We start from the raw sequence: 17,526 nt of genomic DNA on the forward strand, positions 1-17,526 counted from the left end.
AGACGGTGTTTGCGGGCCGTTATTTCTTTTGGAATCCCGTTGTGACCCCACAACAGCCGATGAACTATTTTGGTGCAGCGCGTCAATGCCCCTGATTTAGAGTAGTATGTCGAAAATCAGTACAACAAAAATGGTGGGATATTGATGATGAGCGACACACTACTTGATACCGAGATTATGGAATTTCACAAAGAACTCGACGCGCGGGGCTTGAATTGCCCGTTGCCGATTCTGAAGGCGAAAAAGGCTTTGTCAGAGCTGCAGAGCGGGGAAGTGCTGCGCATCATGGCAACCGATCCCGGTTCCGTGCGCGACTTCCAGGCTTTCGCCAAGCAAACGGGCAATGCCCTGCTGTCGCACGTGCAGACGGGCACCGAATTCGTCTTCCTGATGCAACGCAAATAATCCTGCCGGCCGGGGCCGCCGTGGCGCGGCCTGGCTTTCTTCTTGCTGGGCCATTTCCACGCCCTTTTGCTGCCCTGCAGCGTAACGGCAGACTCCCCCGAAATCCCCGTAGTTGCACAGTTTAGATGGATTGCTCTAACAAAAAATCGCACGATCGTGCTTAAATTCGGTTCAGGATTCAAATTTCTCTTATAATCGAACGCACAATCAGCACTTGATCCGTCATTTTTATAATTTCCCAAAGGCATAGCTATGAAAGTCTTGGTACCCGTCAAACGCGTGGTCGACTATAACGTCAAAGTCCGCGTCAAGAGTGACGGCACTGGCGTCGATACCGCCAACGTCAAAATGTCGATGAACCCTTTCGATGAGATCGCGCTGGAAGAAGCGATGCGCCTGAAAGAGGCCGGCAAGGTCACTGAAGTGGTCGCCATCTCCTGCGGCGTGACACAGTGCCAGGAAACCCTGCGCACCGCCATGGCCATCGGCGCCGACCGCGGCATCCTGGTGGAAACGACGACCGAACTGGAACCGCTGGCCGTGGCCAAGCTGGTCAAATCCCTGGCCGAGAAAGAACAGCCGCAACTGATCATCCTGGGCAAACAGGCGATCGACGACGACAGCAACCAGACGGGCCAGATGCTCGCTGCCCTGCTGGGTTGGCCGCAAGCCACGTTCGCTTCGAAAGTCGTGCTGGAAGACGGCAAAGTCACCGTCACGCGCGAAGTCGATGGCGGCCTGGAAACCCTGGCATTGACCTTGCCAGCGATCATCACCACCGACCTGCGTTTGAACGAGCCACGCTATGTGACCTTGCCGAACATCATGAAGGCAAAGAAAAAGCCCCTCGAGACCGTCAAGCCGGAAGACCTGGGCGTCGACGTTGCGCCGCGCCTGAAGACGCTGAAAGTCGTCGAGCCAGCCAAGCGCTCGGCCGGCATCAAGGTAGCAGACGTGGCCACGCTGGTCGCCAAGCTGCGTACCGAAGCCAAAGTCATCTAAGCGGCTTTGCCGTCACTCCAGAACAATTACAGGACATATCATGGTCGCATTAGTTATTGCTGAACACGACAACGCTACCGTAAAGGGCAGCACCCACCACACCGTGACCGCGGCTGCCCAGTGCGGCGGCGACGTGCACGTACTGGTCGCAGGTTCGAACGCCTCGGCTGCCGCCGCTGCCGCCGCGCAGATCGCCGGCGTGACGAAAGTCATCGTGGCCGACGCGCCATACTTTGCCGACGGCCTGGCCGAGAACGTGGCCGAGCAAGTGCTGGCCATCGCCGGCAACTACAGCCACATCCTGGCGCCAGCCACCGCCTACGGCAAGAACATCCTGCCGCGCGTGGCCGCCAAGCTGGACGTAGCGCAAATCTCGGAAATCACCAAGGTCGACTCGCCAGATACGTTCGAGCGCCCGATCTACGCCGGTAACGCCATTGCCACCGTGCAATCTGGCGACAAGGTCAAGGTCATCACCGTGCGCACCACCGGTTTCGACGCCGCTGCCGCCACCGGCGGTTCGGCTGCCACGGAAACCGTCGCCGCCGTTGGCGACAATGGCAAGTCCGCCTTCGTGGGCCGCGAACTGGCCAAGTCCGACCGTCCTGAACTGACCGCCGCGAAAATCATCGTGTCGGGCGGCCGTGGCATGGGTTCGGCCGAGAACTTCCACATCCTGGAGCCGCTGGCCGACAAGCTGGGCGCCGCCATGGGTGCTTCGCGCGCCGCCGTCGACGCCGGCTTCGTGCCGAACGACTGGCAAGTGGGCCAGACGGGCAAGATCGTCGCGCCATCGCTGTACATCGCCGTCGGCATCTCGGGCGCGATCCAGCATCTGGCCGGCATGAAGGACTCGAAGACCATCGTCGCCATCAACAAGGATCCGGAAGCGCCGATCTTTGCCGTGGCCGACTACGGCATCGTGGGCGATCTGTTCGAGATCGTGCCGCAACTGGTCAAAGAACTGGGCTAAGTCTTACCCATTCAGGTTTTGTTATTGACAAAGCCACGCCGGCCCGCCCCACACGGCGAGCCGCGCGTGGCTTTTTTCTTGGAGAAATAGATGAGCTATCAAGCCCCGCTGAAAGACATGTTGTTCGTGATGAACGAACTGGCCGGCCTGGCCGAAATCCACACTTTGCCCGGCTGCGAAGACGCCACGCCCGATACGGCCGAAGCCGTGCTGGAAGAAAACGCCAAGTTCTGCGGCGGCGTGGTGGCCCCCCTGAACTGGCCCAGCGACAAGGAGCCGAGCTTCTGGCACGACGGCCAGGTGACGACCTCGAAAGGCTTCAAGGAAGCGTTCAAGGCCTACGGCGAAGCGGGCTGGCAGGGCGTGCAGCATCCGACCGAGTTCGGCGGCCAGGGCTTGCCCAAGCTCTTGGCCACGCCGTGCATCGAAATGCTCAATTCGGCCAGCATTTCGTTCGCCCTGGTCGCCTTGCTGTCGGACGGCGCCATCGAAGCGCTGCTGACGGCCGGCAGCGACGCGCAAAAGGCGACGTACCTGGAAAACCTGGTGTCGGGCAAGTGGACGGGCACCATGAACCTGACGGAGCCGCAGGCCGGCTCCGACCTGGCCGCCGTGCGCACGCGCGCCGTGCCGCAGGACGATGGCACGTATAAAGTCTTTGGCACGAAGATTTTCATCACGTATGGCGAACACGACATGGCGGAAAACATCGTCCACCTGGTGCTGGCCCGCACGCCGGACGCACCGGCCGGCGTGAAAGGCATTTCGCTGTTCATCGTGCCGAAATTCCTCGTCAACGCGGATGGCAGCCTCGGTGCGCGCAATGACGCGCATTGCGTTTCCATCGAGCACAAGCTGGGCATCAAGGCCAGCCCGACGGCTGTGCTGCAGTTCGGCGACCACGGCGGCGCCATCGGCACCCTGGTGGGCGAAGAAAACCGCGGCCTCGAATACATGTTCATCATGATGAACGCGGCCCGCTTCGGCGTGGGCCTGCAGGGCATCGGCCTGGCCGAGCGCGCCTATCAGCAAGCCGTGGCGTTCGCCAAGGACCGCGTGCAGTCGCGCGACCTGGCTGGTTCCGCCGGTCCTGTCTCCATCATCCACCACCCGGACGTGCGCCGCATGCTGATGTCGATGCGCTCGCAGACGGAGGCGGCGCGCGCGCTGGCCTACGTGGGCGCGGCCATCAGCGACGTGGCGCACCACCATCCGGACGCCGGGGTGCGCGCGGAAAGCCTGGCCACGTATGAATACCTGGTGCCCGTGATCAAGGGGTGGTCCACGGAAATGTCGCAGGACGTCACGCGCGACGGCGTGCAGGTGCATGGCGGCATGGGTTTCATTGAGGAAACAGGCGCCGCCCAGCATTACCGCGACGCCAAGATCCTGACGATCTACGAAGGCACGACGGCCATCCAGGCGAACGACCTCGTGGGCCGCAAGACGGTGCGCGACGGCGGCGCCGTGGCGAAAGCCATCATCGCCCAGGTGCGCGCCACGGAAGCCCAGCTGGGCGAGCTGACCGGCGCCGACTTCCAGGCCATGCAGCGCCACCTGGCCGAAGGCAGCGCCGCGCTGGAAGCCGTGGTCGAGTATGTGGTGGCGAACATGAAGACGGATATCAAGGCCGTCTTCGCGGGCAGCGTGCCCTACCTGAAACTGGCTGGCATCGTGCTGGGCGGCTGGCAAATGGCGCGCGCGGCCGTGGCGGCGCAGCAAAAGCTGGGCGAGGGCAGCGGCGACGCGGCGTTCTACAAGGCGAAGATCGCCACGGCCCGCTTCTTTGCCGACCACATCCTGTCGCAGGCACCGGGCTTGCGCGCCACCATCATCGACGGCAGCGCGGGCGTGATGGCGCTGTCGGAAGAGCAGTTTTAAGTTGACGCGGGGCCGGCGAGAGCCGGCTGAATGCAAAAAAAGCGCTGGAGAGTGATCTCCAGCGCTTTTTTATTTCTGTCAAGAATGCTTGGGAACGCGTTCAGGGCAAGGCGCCTTGTCGCCGTCCGCCGCTAGTACGGCAATGTCGGCCAGACCGGGGCAACGCCGCCATGGATGCTTTCCCTGCGTTCTTAACGGCGGGCGATGCCGTTGCCCGAATTGCGTACCAAGTCGCCAGCAGCCAGTCCTGGGTCCTGGTCAAACGCGAAGTCGGCCTTGGCGCCCGTTTCGTATTGCACGGTCACGGTCCAGGTCTTGGCGTTCTTCATGTGGCCTTCGACTTGCTTGCCGGCATACGCGCCGCCGGCGGCACCGGCCAGGGTGGCCAGGTCCTTGCCGCGTCCGCCGCCTACCTGGCGGCCCAGCAGGGCGCCGGCCACGCCGCCGCCTATCATGCCCAGCGCGCCGCCTTCGCCCGCTTTTTCAGTGACGTTGACGGCCAGCACCTTGCCGCACTCGGCGCAGATCTGGTGCTGCGGCTGCTTGGAAGGCTGGCTGGCGTAGGAATTGCCCGCTTTTTGCGCGGCCTTGGCGTTGATGATGGCCTGGTCGTATTCGCCCTTGGCGTCGCGCAGGCATTGCATGCGGGCTTTGGAGCTGCTTTCTTCTGCGCACAATTTCTTGTCGTCCGCATAGCGCGTATTGGCTTGCTTCGTGTCGTAGGCGTATTGCGCCTTCGGCGACAGGTTTTGCGCGAAGGCGGATGTGCTGAACAGGGCGGTGACGGCCACTGCGATGAGGTATGGGCGACGAATCATGATCTTCTCCTGGGGTGTGTTGAATGTGCCGGTAATGTTGGCATTGTGAATGCAGTATAGAGGAAAATCATGATTGCTTACCAACACTTACATGTGCGTGCGGGGCGGCCGGCGTGATGTCATTTCTGTACGGAAATTAACCGTAGGCGCCGCCCGTGTACAGCAGGTCGAACAGCCGGGCCATGGTAGCGATCAGCACGCCTGCGCCCAGCATCAGGGTGGCCACCAGCACGACGGCCAGCGGCCAGCCCGTATCCGACAGGCGGCTTGATGCGGCGTTGTAGCGGGCATCCCACTTGTCGTCCGGCATCAAGCCCAGTACCAGCGCTTCGAGGAAGCCGCCCAGTGCGGACAGGGTCAGCGGCAGTATCTGATAAAACCAGTCGGCCTCGGGAAAGGCCTGGCGCAGGACCAGGCAGGCGGGCAGGGCGGCCAGATGCAGCCAGCCCCAGCGGTCCCTGGCGCCATGCAGGTAGAAGCGGTGCGCGCCCACGGCGCCCAGCAGGAAAGCCAGCAGCGACGTGAACGCCTTGTTCTTGTGCGAGTGTTGCAAAACAGTCGTGGTGTTCATGGGACTCCAGAGTTGCTCATCGGTAAAGATAGTCAGTATTGCTCATTGTCGCCCGCAGCGATAGCATTTTTATCGGACATTGTGCGATGATATTGCCTGATTCCGTGCATCGCCGGCACGATAGGCGCACGCGCCTATTGCGTCTTCGGCGATGTCTGGTCATAATGTTTGATTAGCCCAAATTACACGCCCGTCATCATAACGCTTGCTGCCTGGCGGTAAAGCGCGCTATAATTTGCGGCTTTTTCCGCCTCAGCACACTTTTTGGAAATATTATGGTCGTTATTCGTTTAGCTCGTGGAGGCGCCAAGAAGCGCCCGTTCTTCAACATCGTCGCTACTGATTCGCGCAATCGCCGCGATGGTCGCTTCATTGAGCGTATCGGTTTTTACAACCCGATGGCGCAAGGTGGCGAAGTTCCACTGCGTATCACCGCAGACCGTCTGGCCTACTGGCAAGGCGTTGGCGCACAATTGTCGCCAACCGTTGCCCGTCTGGTTGCCAGCAACGGCAAAGCAGCAGCTTAATTAGATCACTGGTTTGACGGTCAAGACTGCATCCGGGGTGAAAGTCCCCGATGACCTGGTACAGGTAGGCTATGTCTCCGGTGCCTATGGCATTGCTGGCGGGGTCAGGATCACTCCTTTCTCCGACGACGCGGATGCATTATTAAGCGTCAAGACCTGGTGGTTTGATAAACCGACCTTGCATGATGTTCAAGTCAGGCAAGCGAAGTTACACGGCGGCGACGTCGTGGCCCAGCTGGTGGGTGTGGTCGGGCGGGATGCCGCAGAAGCGCTGAAAGGCGTGTCTGTGCAAATTCCGCGTAGCCATTTCCCGACGCTGTCGGCCGATGAATTTTACTGGTCCGATCTGATCGGACTGACAGTCGAGAATTTGCAAGGCGAGTGCCTCGGCACAGTGCACGACATGATGAGCAATGGTCCGCAGTCGATCTTGCGCGTTACGCCCGTCGCCACTGCCGATGAGACCGTTGAAAAGGCGCCTGAGCGCCTGATCCCGTTTGTTGGCCAGTTTGTCATTCACGTTGACAAGGCTGCCGGCAAGATCACGGTCGACTGGGGCCTCGATTATTAAACCGCCTGCGCATAACTTTGCGCCGGGCAATGTTTTCAGGATGGCGAGCGATGCAATTTGATGTCGTGACCCTGTTCCCGGAAATGTTTGCCGCGCTGACGCAGTCGGGTGTGACCCGGCGTGCCTTCGAGCAGGGTAAATGTGGCTTGTCGCTGTGGAATCCCCGCGATTTCACGACCGACAATCACCGCACCGTGGATGACCGCCCGTATGGCGGCGGCCCCGGCATGGTGATGATGGCCCGACCGCTCGAGGCGACAATTAATGCCGCCAAGCAACGCCAGACGGAACTGGGACTGGCCGCGCCGCGCGTGGTGTTCATGTCGCCGCAAGGCCGTCCGCTCACGCATGAGCGTGTCACGCAGTTGAAAGCCGAGCCTGGTCTCGTCATCCTGTGCGGCCGCTATGAAGCCGTGGACCAGCGTTTGCTGGACCGTTGCGTCGATGAAGAGATCAGCATGGGCGATTTTGTCCTGTCGGGCGGTGAATTGCCCGCCATGACGCTGATGGATGCGGTGATCCGCCTGTTGCCCGGTGTCCTGAACACGGAAGCATCGGCCATCGAGGACAGCTTCGTCAATGGATTGCTTGATTCGCCGCACTATACGCGGCCGGAAACGTATGAAGGCATGGCCGTGCCGCCCGTCTTAATGGGTGGCAATCATGCCGAGATCGTCAAGTGGCGCCGCCAGCGCATGCTGGAAGCGACCGCGACCAAGCGTCCTGACCTGCTGGTCAGTGCGCGCGCCGCCGGCTTGCTCAGCAAGGCCGACGAAAAATTCCTGGCCAGCCTGTAAGCCGTCCCCGGACGGCCGGCAGGGTGGACAGTAGTGCCGGGCATGTTGCCCATATTGTATTACCCATCCTCTACCGGGCGGATACTTGCTATCCACAGTGCGCCGGCATGATGGTTTTCGGAGTTATAAAATGGACTTGATTCAACAATTAGAGCAGGAAGAAATTGCTCGTCTGGGTAAAACCATTCCTGAATTCGCACCAGGCGATACCGTTATCGTCAGCGTCAACGTCGTCGAAGGTACGCGCAAGCGCGCCCAGGCATACGAAGGCGTCGTTATCTCCCGTCGTAACCGTGGCCTGAACTCGAACTTCATCGTTCGCAAGATCTCGTCCGGCGAAGGCGTCGAGCGTACGTTCCAACTGTACTCGCCGCTGATCGCTTCGATCGAAGTGAAACGCCGTGGTGACGTTCGCCGCGCCAAGCTGTACTATCTGCGTGAGCGTTCGGGTAAATCGGCGCGTATCAAAGAAAAATTGCCAAACCGCCGCGTTGTGGCGAAAGCAAGCGCGTAATATCAGCGTCTGCGTTGGGAAAAGGGGTGCCTCTCGGCGCCCCTTTTTTATTCTGAATTGTCTATGGGACAAGCTGCATGGCCACCATCGCATTTGATCCAAAACAACTCGCCATCGATTCGATCGCCGGCGAGGCGGCGCTGGATGCCGCGCGCATGACGCCGGACTGGCTGCGCCAGCGCCTGGCCGAACCGCCGGACTGGCAGCCCGAGATTACCCAGGATTTCCTCTCCGCCCGCGCCGTGCCCGTGCGCGCCGCCGTGCTCATTCCCCTCGTGCGGCGGCCGGATGGCCTGACCATCCTGCTGACCATGCGCACGGACCACCTGAGCAGCCATGCGGGCCAGGTCAGCTTTCCCGGCGGGCGCAGCGAACCGTTCGACGGCTCGCCCGTAGCCACGGCCCTGCGCGAGACGGAAGAAGAAGTGGGGCTGGCGCGCCAGCACGTCGAAGTGCTCGGCTGCCTGCCCGACTACCTGACGGGCACCGGCTACCAGGTCACGCCCGTGGTGGGCCTGGTGACGCCGCCGTTTGAACTGCGCGCCGACCCGTCCGAAGTGGCGGAAATCTTCGAAGTGCCGCTGGCCTTCCTCATGGATGGCCTCAACCACCAGCGCCTGTCGGTGGAATTGCCGGGCGGACGGCGTTCGTTCTACGCCATGCCCTACGAACGCTTCTATATCTGGGGCGCGACGGCCGGCATGCTGCGCAATCTGTTTCACCTCTTGCGCGCGTAAAATGGCGCCCCGCACGTAATAAGTTTGATTCCGGCACTGCACTGCGCTATCGTAGCGGGCATTGCGGTATTGCTGAAAAAGACAAAAAGGACGTTTGATGACATTTCTCTCCATACTTTGCGCATTGCTGATCGAGCAGCTCAAACCTTTGCGCGCGGATAATCCCATCTACGCCGAGATCAAGAGCCTGGCGATGCGCATGGAGACCTGGTTCAATGCCGGCCACGCCAGCCATGGCCGCATGGGCTGGTTCCTCATGATCGGTGCGCTGATGGTGCCGACGGCGGGCGTGTACTGGATCTTGCTCCACTACCAGCTGACCCTGCTGGCCTTTGCCTGGAATGTCCTCATCGTCTACCTGACCCTGGGCTTTCGCCATTACAGCCATTACTTCACCTCGATCCAGCTGGCCCTGAGCGCCGGCGACGAAGCGACGGCCCGCACCTTGCTGGCCGATTGGACCAAGCTCGACACCGTGGGCATGGAAGCGGGTGAAATCGCCCGCATCGCCGTGGAAAAAGCCCTGATCACCACGCACCGCAATGTGTTTGGCGTATTTTTCTGGTTCCTGATGCCGCTGGGTCCAGCCTGCGCCGTGATGTACCGCGTGGCCGAATACCTGGCGCGCGCCTGGAACGAGCCCGAGCACATGCGCAATGAAGCGTTCGGCCAGTTCGCCGCGCGCGCCTTTTACTGGATCGACTGGATCCCCGTGCGCCTGACGGCCGTGGCGTTTGCCGTGGTCGGCAATTTCGAGGACGCCATCTACGCCTGGCGCAATTTCGCCCAGCGCTGGCAGGACGAGTCCATCGGCATCATCCTGACGGCTGGCGGCGGCGCCATGGGCGTACGCCTGGGCACGCCGGCGGAAACGGCCGCGCGCGTGCTCGTCACGCCCGACATGGCCGTCGACGATAGCGACAGCGAAAGCGATATCCTGCCCGGCGAAGAGCCGGGGGCGCGCGCCTTGCAGAGCACGGTGGGCCTCGTCTGGCGCGCCTTGCTGCTGTGGATGCTGTTGCTGCTGTTGATGTCGGGCGCCGTTTTCCTCGGCTGATGCGGGCGCATACGCGCCATCCATGCGCCTGGCGCGTGGAAGAAGGTTAAAATAGGGGCTGGCGCGCAAGGCGTGCCGGCCCCTGTTTGCATCGTCAGGGCAGATCGAGGTAGAACCCAAGTCTTCTATAAGATATAATACTGGCTTACCGCAGTACACGCAGTGCAGTGACAAACTGAACTACCAGCCCGGTTTACCCGCCGGGGCCATTCACGCAATCCAGTCCCGACAAGCCACATGGCCGAGTTATCTCAAAAAACAGGGGAACTCTCAGACGAGTTCTTCATCCTTGGTCTCACCAGCAATGGCAAGCAATTCCGACCCAGCGATTGGGCCGAGCGCCTTTGCGGAGTGATGTCCTGTTTCAATCCCGAAGGCGGCGGGCGCAACGCGCACCTCCAGTATTCGCCCTACGTGCGCCCGACCGTCGTCAACGGCGTCAAATCCGTGGTCGTCAACACCAAGCTGCGCGAAATCGAGCCGATGGCGTTTCACTTCGTGCGCGAGTTTGCCAAGGACAACGACCTGCAGATCGTCGAAGCCTGCTTCCTGCCACCGCCGGAAGAAAAGTAAAGCCAGCTTCAATTGATCTGGCGCAAAGCCCGTGCCTGCGGGCAGGCGTAGCGTTGACACTTCTGCACGTGAGGGAGTGGCGACATGCGTATCGGCGATATCTGCACCCGGCAAACCATCCATTGCCAGCGTGACACCAGCGTGGAGCAGGCGGCGCTGATGATGCGCCAGCACCACGTGGGCGACCTGGTCGTGGCCGAGCAGCCCAATGGCGAGCACGTCCCCGTCGGCATCCTGACCGACCGCGACATCGTCGTCTCCGTCATCGCCCTGGGCCTCGACCCTGCCAGCCTGCTGGTGGGCGACATCATGAGCGCGCAGCTGCTCACGGCCAGCGAAGACGAGGACGTCTACGACATCATCGAACGCATGCGCGTCAACGGCATTCGCCGCTTGCCCGTCGTCAACAGCCTGGGCGGCCTTTTCGGCATCGTCAGCATCGACGACCTGCTGGCCTTCATGGCGGCGGAAATGGCGGAGCTGGCGCGCATCAGCGGCGGCCAGCTGGCGCATGAAAAGCGCGCGCGCAAATAGGCATACCTGTACCGCCCGTCCGGTATTGCGCAATTCCAGTCAAATCCTCCGCACCCGGAAATGCTACAGTCGCTGCTCGTTCCACGGGAAGCGCATATGCACTATCTGGCCAAGGCACTCTGGTATATCGAATCGCATTCTGCGGACTATCTGTCGCTCGACGACATTGCCCGCGTGGGCGGCGCTTCGCCCTGCCACCTGACGCGCGCCTTCGGCCTGGCGACAGGCTACTCCGTCATGCGCTATGTACGGGCGCGCCGGCTGAGCGAGGCGGCGCGCGTGCTGGCGCAGGGGGCGCAGGACATCCTTGCCGTCGCGCTCGCAGCTGGCTACGCTTCCCACGAAGCGTTTACGCGCGCCTTCCGCGAGCAATTCAAGGTTACGCCGGAAATGGTGCGGGCCCAGCGCCACGTCGCCAACCTCGCGCTGGTGGAGGCCATCAAACTGGATGTGGCGCCTGGCGTGGCCCTGGAAGCACCCCGTTTCGAGCAGGGCCCCGCCTTGCTGCTGGCGGGCCTCGTCGAACGTTATCGCGCAGAAACGGCTGCCGGCATTCCCGCCCTGTGGCAGCGTTTCCTGGCCCATGCGGCGCCCGGCCAGCTCGCGTATGGCGTGTGCTGCAACAATGACGATGCGGGTAATTTCGATTACCTGTGCTCCATGCCGGTGAACGACTTTTCCCAGGCCCCCGACGGCTGGACGCGGCTGCGCATCGCCCCGCGGCGCTATGCCGTGTTTCATCACCGCGGCCACATTTCCACCATCCGCGCCACCTGGCATACGGTGTGGAACGAGTGGTTGCCCCGCTCCGGCCTGGAAGTGGCCGACGCGCCTGATTTTGAACGCTACGACCAGCATTTCGATCCGGCCAGCGGCGTGGGCGGGGTGGAAATCTGGCTGCCCTTGAAAGGTTGAGCATGCTCAATATCCTGTCTGCGCCCCCCTTGTTTGCCGGCAGTGGCGTGCTGCGTGCGCGCCTGTTACAACTGGCTGCCGCGCTGGCGGCAGGCCTGCCCCTGTACTGGGTGCTGGGACCGCAGCCCGTCGGCTGGCTGGCCTGGCTGGCGCCGCTGCCCGTGCTGTGGCTGGCCCTGCGCTCGTCGCGCCGCGATGCGGCCTGGATGACCTTGCTGGCTGCCGTGCTGGGCCTGTCGTCGAATTTCAGCTATTTTCGCCTGCTGATGCCCTTGCCGGCCGTGCTGGCCGCGATCGCCGTCAAGGCATTGCTGTGGCTGCTGGTGGTGCTGGCCACGCGGCGCCTCGTGCTGCGCTACCGGGCAGGCTGGACGGTGCTGGCCTATCCCGTGCTGTGGGTGGCCATCGATACCGTGATGGCGGCCTTCTTGCTCGATGGTAACTGGGGCAGCCTGGCGTATTCGCAAGCCGATCATCTTGCTGTGCTGCAGGTGGCCGCGCTGGCCGGCGTGCCCGGCCTGCTGTTCGTGCTGTGCCTGGCGCCGTCCGCGCTGGCCCTGCTGCTGGCGGGCGGCCGCGCATACGCGCCGGCGGCGGGCGCGGCCGCGCTGCTGCTGGCGGCCGCCTTCGCCGGCGGCGCCTGGCGCGTGCACGGCGCACCCGGACCCGGAGCAGGACCAGGCGGGCCGCTGGCGGGACTGGCGGCTATCGACGATTTCATCGGCCCGGCCACGCCGCCGGCGCGCGCGCAAGCCGTCTGGGACCAGTACGCGCGCCACGTGGCGCAGCTGGCCGGGCAGGGCGCCCGGCTGGTGCTGCTGCCGGAAAAGATCGCCGTGCTGGCGCCAGCGCAGGCCGACGCCGTGCGGCAGCGCTTCCAGGCGCTGGCGCGGCAAGCGGGCGTGTGGATCATTCTCGGCATCGGCGTGCAAGAGGCGGCCGGGCGGCGCAACCTGGCCTGGCTGTTTGCTCCCGATGGCGCCGCGCCCGTCAGCTACCAGAAGCACCATCTGGCGCCGCCCGAGCGCGAGTTTCTTGCCGGTGGCGCGTATGCCGTGCAGCCCGTGGCGGGGCAGGACATGGGCCTGGCCATCTGCAAGGACATGCATTTCGCGCCGCTGGGACAGGCGTATGGCGCGGCCGGGGCGCAGGCGATGCTGGTGCCGGCCTGGGATTTCCAGCTCGATGGCTGGATGGGCGCGCGCATGACCGTCGTGCGCGGCGTGGAAAACGCTTATGCGGTGCTGCGCGCCGCGCGTGAAGGCCGGCTGACGGTCAGCGACGCGTATGGACGGGTACTGGCGGAGCAGGCCAGCAGCGCCATGCCGGGCAGTACCCTGCTGGCGGCCTTGCCGGCGGCGCGGCCTGTGGCGACCTGTGCCGGTTGGCTGGGACCGCTGTGCGGCTGGCTCTGCGTGGCGCTGGCGCTGCTTTTCCTGGGCGTGGGGCGCCGCGCCGCCCCCGCTTCATGACGGGAAATACTTCATTTTGCTGCAATGCGCAAAAACACAGCCGGTGCGTGCATTTTCATATTATCCGCAAAGCAGCCACATAATCGCCAATGGTAATTGCACGGCTGCCGCCTATATACAGGCGCCATGCCGGATATATATTGCACTGCAATAAGTGGTTTTTCTCTGGTATTGAGAAAAGCGTGAAACTGGTATTAATTGGTACTTAATTCGGCCACGAAGTCGTACATATCGCCGCGGAAGTAGGAGCGGCAAAATTCCACGGCCCGGCCATCGCGCAAAAAGCCCAGCCTTTCCACCGATAAACCGGCATCGCCTTCCTCCGCCTGCAGCAGGCTGGCCTGTTCCCCCGTCAATAACAGCGCGCTGAGGCGCTGCAAGGCGCGCACGGGGCGGTTGCCCGCCTGTTCCAGCGCGTCGTACATGGACACGTCGACGGCGTCGAGCGCCGGCAGGCAGCTGGCCACGATGGTGGCGTATTCCAGGCACATCGGCACCTCGTCCGCATAGCGGATGCGGTGGAAGCGGTACACGGGCGCGCCCGGCGACAGCCGCAGGCGCAAGGCTTCTTCCGGGGTGACGGTGCCCTCTGCGCGCTTGAGCCACACGCTGCGCGGCGTGCGTCCGCGCGCCCGCATGTCCTCTGAAAACGAGGTCAGCTTGGCGAAGTTTTTCTCGATGCGCGTATTGATGAAATTGCCCGAGCCGGGGCGCCGCACCAGCAAGCCCTCGTTGACGAGGCCATCGATGGCCTTGCGCACGGTGATGCGCGAGACGGCCAGGTCGCTGGCCAGCTGGCGCTCGGCCGGCAGGGCTTCGTCGGGGCCGAGGATGCGCTTGTCGATCGCTTCGCGCAGCGCGCGCTGCAGTTGCTGGTACAGGGGCAGGCTGCTCGTCTGCCCCAGGCCTTGCATGATGTGAGCCAGGGTGGTCATACGCTGAGGGTCTCCGTTACGGCGCGTTGCAGACGCGCTCTGTATCTGTTTTGTGTCGCTGGATAATACCAAAAAAGGCCGTTATAAAACCAGTTTGAATTATCAGGTCAACAATTTATGCCTGCCTTCGCCGGTATTTAGTCCGTCTACACGGGCTACAGATTGATTTGGATAAAGTGGTCTGTGTGATTCAAACAACGTTATAAAAAAAAAGTTGCAACTGGTAGTGTTCTGGTATTGGATAGTAGTATATTGGCGTTGAATTGGTTTTGTAAGTGGTTGTGCCGAAGGGTCTGCAGCATGCCGGCGACAGTGGGCGGGCTGGAAAGAAGATCTACGTTAAAAATGAAAAGGTTCCAATCCTGGAGCCTAAATCAAGGGGGAGTACATGAAACGCAATTTGACACCTGCAGCTGCCGTCGTGAAATCCGGTTCGCGTAGCCGCACGCCGATCGCTGCGGCCGTTGCCGTGATGGTCGCCGGCCTGGCCTTTTCGGCGCAGGCGCAAGAAGCACCCGCCGAAGATGTGGCCACCGTCACGGTGACGGGCGTGCGTGCATCGCTGGAAAAATCGCTGAAGCAAAAACGTAATGCGGATTCCGTGGTGGAAGTGGTGACCGCTGAAGATATCGGCAAGATGCCTGACCGTAACGTGGCTGACGCGATCCAGCGCCTGCCAGGTGTGAATACCCAATCGTCGGCCGGTGGCGAAGGCGGCTTCGGCGAAAACGACCGCGTCAGCCTGCGCGGCACCAGCCCCAGCTTCCAGCAAACCCTGTTCAACGGCCATGCCATCAGCACGGGCGACTGGTTTGTCTTGAATCAATTTGGCGGCAACGTCGGCCGCAGCAGCAGCTTCTCCCTGCTGCCATCGGAGTTGGTGAGCTCCGTGGTCGTGCACAAGAGCGCCACGGCGGACCTGCCTGAAGGCGGTGTCTCGGGCGTGATCGACGTGATCACCCGCCGTCCGCTGGAATTCAAGAACCAGATCACGGCCGAAGGCTCGATCCAGGCTTTCCATAATGACCTGGCCGGCAAGACGGACCCGCAGTTCTCCGGCCTGGTGAACTGGAAGAATGACACGAATACCCTCGGTATCATGGTGCAGGGTTTCTCGCAGAAATCGACCGTGCGCCGCGATGGCCAGGAAATCCTCGGCTACACGCCGATCTCCGCTACCAGCAATGCGGCCTTGGCCCATCCTGAACTGGCAGGCGTAAAAGTGCCGACCTTTATCGGCGCCAGCCTGTTCGAGCAAAAGAAAACCCGCGAAGGCGGCGCATTCGACATCGAATTCAAGCCCAGCAAGGACCTGACCCTGGACGTGAATGGCTTCTATTCGCAACTGAAGGCACCGCATCAAAACACCAACTGGCTGGCTGCACCGGCCAACTCGGTGAACAGTACCAACGATAAAGGTGTCTCGACCGGTCAGGTGCCGACCAACTACACGGTCAAGAATGGCACGCTGACAGGCGCCACCTTCGCAAAAAACTCTGGCGAAGTGGACAATATCTACCGTCCTGATGCTGGCGGCGAATCGTACTACCTCGATTTCAACTTCAAATACCGCGCCACCAAGGACCTGACCCTGACCGGCAAGCTGGGCAAGACCCATGGCGTCGGCTACGACCGCGACGATGTGTACTACCAGAACAACGTCGATGGCGGCATGGTGTATCAATTGAACGGCATGAGCCCGGCCAGTGTTTCCTATCCGGGCGGCACCACCACCAAGCCAGGCTCGACGGCATGGGCCGGCGGCGGCGAATCGCGTTCCGTCGACCAGGAAAAATATGCCCAGATCGATGCCGAGCTGCGCCTGTCGTCCGGCGTATGGGACTCCGTGAAGTTCGGCGCCCGCATGACCGACCACAAGCGCGATGCCGAGCATCCGTTTGAAACCCGTCCGGGCGCGCTGGGCTTCTCGAATCCCGGTCCCGTGTGGAACGGCACGATGTACCCGAGCGACTTCGCCAGCAACCTGGGCGGCAACCTGTCGAGCAACTACTTCAAGTACGACGGTTCGGCACTGGGCGCCTGGGGCGCGGCTCCCGGCAACCGCCTGTTCGACTACGTGCGTCGCCACAACTGGACCGACGAATTCAAGCTGCAGGAAAAAACCTCGGCTGTCTACGCCATGGCCAACCTGACGGGCGACAACTGGAGCGGCAACTTCGGCCTGCGCGCCGTGCACACCAAGCAGTCGACCCTCGTCAACCAGGCCGGCGGTCCGATCACCGGTTCCGACTGGGGGCCATACTCGCAGCATCTGTATGAGCGCAGCTACAACGATTTCTTGCCTAGCGCCAACATCAAGTTCGATGTGCGCAACGACCTGGTCGTGCGCGCCGCCGTGGCCCGCACCATCGCCCGTCCCGACTACAGCGCGCTTGGTGGTTCGGTATCGCTGAACGACGATGCATTGAGCGGCAGCGGCGGCAACGTCAACCTGAACCCGGTGAAGTCGGATAACGCCGAAGTCAGCGCCGAATGGTATTTCGCGCCGAAGTCGGCCTTCTCGGTGGGCTTGTTCTACATGGACCTGAAATCGGTCGTGTCGAACGGTACCGTCAACGCTACCTACTTCAACAGCAAGCGCAATGCCAACGCCGTGTACCAGATCACGTCGCCATTCAATACCAGCGGCAAGAACAAGGGCGCTGAGTTCAGCTATCAGCAACCGCTGTTCGGCGACTTCGGCATTTTGGCCAACTACACCTATGCTGATGGCAAGCTGGACAACGGTGACGAGCTGGTCAACGCATCGCGCAGCACGTACAACCTGACGGCCTTCTACGAAGCCAACGCCCTCAGTGCACGCCTGGCCTACAACTACCGTTCGTCGTACAAGGCGGGCGTGGACCGTGGCGCCAGCCAGCACGTCGAAGGCGCGGGCGGCCTGGCCGGTTCGCTCAACTACAAGATCAACGAACACTTCACGGTCACGTTCGATGCGCTTAACCTGACGAACACCACCATCAAGATGTACGCTGAAAACCGCGATCAGCCGCGCGCGTTCTATAGCAATGGCCGTACCTTCTACCTCGGCCTGCGCGCCAAACTGTAAGCAAGACGATCCGGCCTGATGCGCACGCGTCTGGCCGGGTCTTCCTCGGTCTTTTCAAGGCAAGTTCCTGTTCCAGGGGGCTTGCCTTTTTTTTCGGCGCTCCCGCCGGTCTTTGTCCCTTTCTGCTGCACCCCGCCGTTTGCCGTCTGTACTCATCCATAAAACCGTCCCGCC

General features: G+C 62.1%; 18 protein-coding genes. 15 read left to right on the top strand and 3 right to left on the bottom strand.

The window, feature by feature from the left end:
* Positions 1–177: 177 nt before the first annotated feature.
* The 4 genes from BXA07_RS08530 to BXA07_RS08545 all read left to right on the top strand — a co-directional run bounded on the left by BXA07_RS08530 (position 178) and on the right by BXA07_RS08545 (position 4,261).
* Complete coding sequence (locus tag BXA07_RS08530; protein ID WP_010395510.1) at positions 178–405, top strand: sulfurtransferase TusA family protein; 228 nt, start codon at positions 178–180, stop codon at positions 403–405.
* A gap of 252 nt (positions 406–657) precedes the next feature.
* Entirely contained in the window at positions 658–1,407 is a 750-nt protein-coding gene (locus BXA07_RS08535; protein WP_076567298.1) for an electron transfer flavoprotein subunit beta/FixA family protein, read from the top strand.
* 40 nt (positions 1,408–1,447) lie between these two features.
* Positions 1,448–2,380 carry an electron transfer flavoprotein subunit alpha/FixB family protein gene (locus tag BXA07_RS08540; protein ID WP_076567300.1) on the top strand — a complete coding sequence of 311 codons (933 nt, stop codon included), beginning with the start codon at positions 1,448–1,450 and terminating at the stop codon, positions 2,378–2,380.
* A gap of 90 nt (positions 2,381–2,470) precedes the next feature.
* Positions 2,471–4,261, top strand: coding sequence for an acyl-CoA dehydrogenase (locus tag BXA07_RS08545; RefSeq protein ID WP_076567301.1), 1,791 nt, complete (start codon positions 2,471–2,473; stop codon positions 4,259–4,261).
* 191 nt (positions 4,262–4,452) lie between these two features.
* On the opposite strand, the gene BXA07_RS08550 is transcribed toward BXA07_RS08545, so the two are convergent.
* Positions 4,453–5,079, bottom strand: coding sequence for a glycine zipper 2TM domain-containing protein (locus BXA07_RS08550; protein WP_076567303.1), 627 nt, complete (start codon positions 5,077–5,079; stop codon positions 4,453–4,455).
* 136 nt (positions 5,080–5,215) lie between these two features.
* On the bottom strand, positions 5,216–5,650 hold the full coding sequence (locus BXA07_RS08555) for an NINE protein (RefSeq protein WP_076567305.1): 435 nt from the start codon (positions 5,648–5,650) through the stop codon (positions 5,216–5,218).
* 275 nt (positions 5,651–5,925) lie between these two features.
* Here BXA07_RS08555 and rpsP point away from each other — a divergent pair, with 275 nt between their 5' ends.
* The 10 genes from rpsP (at position 5,926) to BXA07_RS08605 (ending at position 13,347) form a co-directional block, all read left to right on the top strand.
* Positions 5,926–6,177, top strand: coding sequence for a 30S ribosomal protein S16 (gene rpsP, locus BXA07_RS08560; protein WP_076567307.1), 252 nt, complete (start codon positions 5,926–5,928; stop codon positions 6,175–6,177).
* Positions 6,178–6,190: 13 nt separating this feature from the next.
* The gene (gene rimM / locus BXA07_RS08565) at positions 6,191–6,748 is read left to right on the top strand and encodes a ribosome maturation factor RimM (protein ID WP_076567309.1); all 558 of its coding nucleotides are present in this window, start codon (positions 6,191–6,193) and stop codon (positions 6,746–6,748) included.
* A gap of 50 nt (positions 6,749–6,798) precedes the next feature.
* The gene (gene trmD, locus BXA07_RS08570; protein ID WP_076567311.1) at positions 6,799–7,545 is read left to right on the top strand and encodes a tRNA (guanosine(37)-N1)-methyltransferase TrmD; all 747 of its coding nucleotides are present in this window, start codon (positions 6,799–6,801) and stop codon (positions 7,543–7,545) included.
* A gap of 130 nt (positions 7,546–7,675) precedes the next feature.
* The gene (rplS, locus tag BXA07_RS08575) at positions 7,676–8,059 is read left to right on the top strand and encodes a 50S ribosomal protein L19 (protein WP_010395528.1); all 384 of its coding nucleotides are present in this window, start codon (positions 7,676–7,678) and stop codon (positions 8,057–8,059) included.
* Between the two features lie 77 nt (positions 8,060–8,136).
* The gene (locus BXA07_RS08580) at positions 8,137–8,796 is read left to right on the top strand and encodes a CoA pyrophosphatase (protein WP_076567313.1); all 660 of its coding nucleotides are present in this window, start codon (positions 8,137–8,139) and stop codon (positions 8,794–8,796) included.
* A 97-nt stretch (positions 8,797–8,893) separates the two neighbouring features.
* On the top strand, positions 8,894–9,853 hold the full coding sequence (locus BXA07_RS08585; RefSeq protein ID WP_076567315.1) for a CobD/CbiB family protein: 960 nt from the start codon (positions 8,894–8,896) through the stop codon (positions 9,851–9,853).
* Positions 9,854–10,090: 237 nt separating this feature from the next.
* Positions 10,091–10,426, top strand: coding sequence for a DUF3579 domain-containing protein (locus tag BXA07_RS08590; RefSeq protein WP_029496213.1), 336 nt, complete (start codon positions 10,091–10,093; stop codon positions 10,424–10,426).
* A gap of 84 nt (positions 10,427–10,510) precedes the next feature.
* Positions 10,511–10,960, top strand: a complete 450-nt coding sequence (locus BXA07_RS08595; protein ID WP_076567317.1) for a CBS domain-containing protein — start codon at positions 10,511–10,513, stop codon at positions 10,958–10,960.
* Positions 10,961–11,056: 96 nt separating this feature from the next.
* Positions 11,057–11,875: an AraC family transcriptional regulator gene (locus tag BXA07_RS08600; RefSeq protein WP_076567318.1), complete on the top strand. Its 819-nt coding sequence runs from the start codon at positions 11,057–11,059 to the stop codon at positions 11,873–11,875.
* 2 nt (positions 11,876–11,877) lie between these two features.
* Positions 11,878–13,347 (top strand): nitrilase-related carbon-nitrogen hydrolase, encoded by a 1,470-nt coding sequence (locus BXA07_RS08605; RefSeq protein ID WP_076567320.1) that lies wholly within the window; start codon positions 11,878–11,880, stop codon positions 13,345–13,347.
* 194 nt (positions 13,348–13,541) lie between these two features.
* On the opposite strand, the gene BXA07_RS08610 is transcribed toward BXA07_RS08605, so the two are convergent.
* Positions 13,542–14,282 carry a GntR family transcriptional regulator gene (locus tag BXA07_RS08610; RefSeq protein ID WP_034759852.1) on the bottom strand — a complete coding sequence of 247 codons (741 nt, stop codon included), beginning with the start codon at positions 14,280–14,282 and terminating at the stop codon, positions 13,542–13,544.
* 388 nt (positions 14,283–14,670) lie between these two features.
* Here BXA07_RS08610 and BXA07_RS08615 point away from each other — a divergent pair, with 388 nt between their 5' ends.
* On the top strand, positions 14,671–17,352 hold the full coding sequence (locus BXA07_RS08615) for a TonB-dependent receptor (RefSeq protein WP_076567322.1): 2,682 nt from the start codon (positions 14,671–14,673) through the stop codon (positions 17,350–17,352).
* Positions 17,353–17,526: the final 174 nt, after the last annotated feature.

Origin of the sequence: Janthinobacterium sp. TND4EL3, from assembly GCF_900156175.1 — a bacterium.
Classification (GTDB): domain Bacteria; phylum Pseudomonadota; class Gammaproteobacteria; order Burkholderiales; family Burkholderiaceae_D; genus Janthinobacterium.

Bases quoted from the DNA above. Each gene is read 5' to 3' on its own strand.
- BXA07_RS08540 (WP_076567300.1), top strand. From the start codon at position 1,448: ATGGTCGCATTAGTTATTGCTGAACACGACAACGCTACCGTAAAGGGC.
- BXA07_RS08590 (WP_029496213.1), top strand. From the start codon at position 10,091: ATGGCCGAGTTATCTCAAAAAACAGGGGAACTCTCAGACGAGTTCTTC.
- trmD (WP_076567311.1), top strand. From the start codon at position 6,799: ATGCAATTTGATGTCGTGACCCTGTTCCCGGAAATGTTTGCCGCGCTG.
- rplS (WP_010395528.1), top strand. From the start codon at position 7,676: ATGGACTTGATTCAACAATTAGAGCAGGAAGAAATTGCTCGTCTGGGT.
- BXA07_RS08530 (WP_010395510.1), top strand. From the start codon at position 178: ATGGAATTTCACAAAGAACTCGACGCGCGGGGCTTGAATTGCCCGTTG.
- BXA07_RS08555 (WP_076567305.1), bottom strand. From the start codon at position 5,650: ATGAACACCACGACTGTTTTGCAACACTCGCACAAGAACAAGGCGTTC.
- BXA07_RS08545 (WP_076567301.1), top strand. From the start codon at position 2,471: ATGAGCTATCAAGCCCCGCTGAAAGACATGTTGTTCGTGATGAACGAA.
- BXA07_RS08600 (WP_076567318.1), top strand. From the start codon at position 11,057: ATGCACTATCTGGCCAAGGCACTCTGGTATATCGAATCGCATTCTGCG.
- BXA07_RS08595 (WP_076567317.1), top strand. From the start codon at position 10,511: ATGCGTATCGGCGATATCTGCACCCGGCAAACCATCCATTGCCAGCGT.
- BXA07_RS08615 (WP_076567322.1), top strand. From the start codon at position 14,671: ATGAAACGCAATTTGACACCTGCAGCTGCCGTCGTGAAATCCGGTTCG.
- BXA07_RS08605 (WP_076567320.1), top strand. From the start codon at position 11,878: ATGCTCAATATCCTGTCTGCGCCCCCCTTGTTTGCCGGCAGTGGCGTG.
- BXA07_RS08580 (WP_076567313.1), top strand. From the start codon at position 8,137: ATGGCCACCATCGCATTTGATCCAAAACAACTCGCCATCGATTCGATC.
- BXA07_RS08535 (WP_076567298.1), top strand. From the start codon at position 658: ATGAAAGTCTTGGTACCCGTCAAACGCGTGGTCGACTATAACGTCAAA.
- rpsP (WP_076567307.1), top strand. From the start codon at position 5,926: ATGGTCGTTATTCGTTTAGCTCGTGGAGGCGCCAAGAAGCGCCCGTTC.
- BXA07_RS08610 (WP_034759852.1), bottom strand. From the start codon at position 14,282: ATGACCACCCTGGCTCACATCATGCAAGGCCTGGGGCAGACGAGCAGC.
- BXA07_RS08550 (WP_076567303.1), bottom strand. From the start codon at position 5,079: ATGATTCGTCGCCCATACCTCATCGCAGTGGCCGTCACCGCCCTGTTC.
- BXA07_RS08585 (WP_076567315.1), top strand. From the start codon at position 8,894: ATGACATTTCTCTCCATACTTTGCGCATTGCTGATCGAGCAGCTCAAA.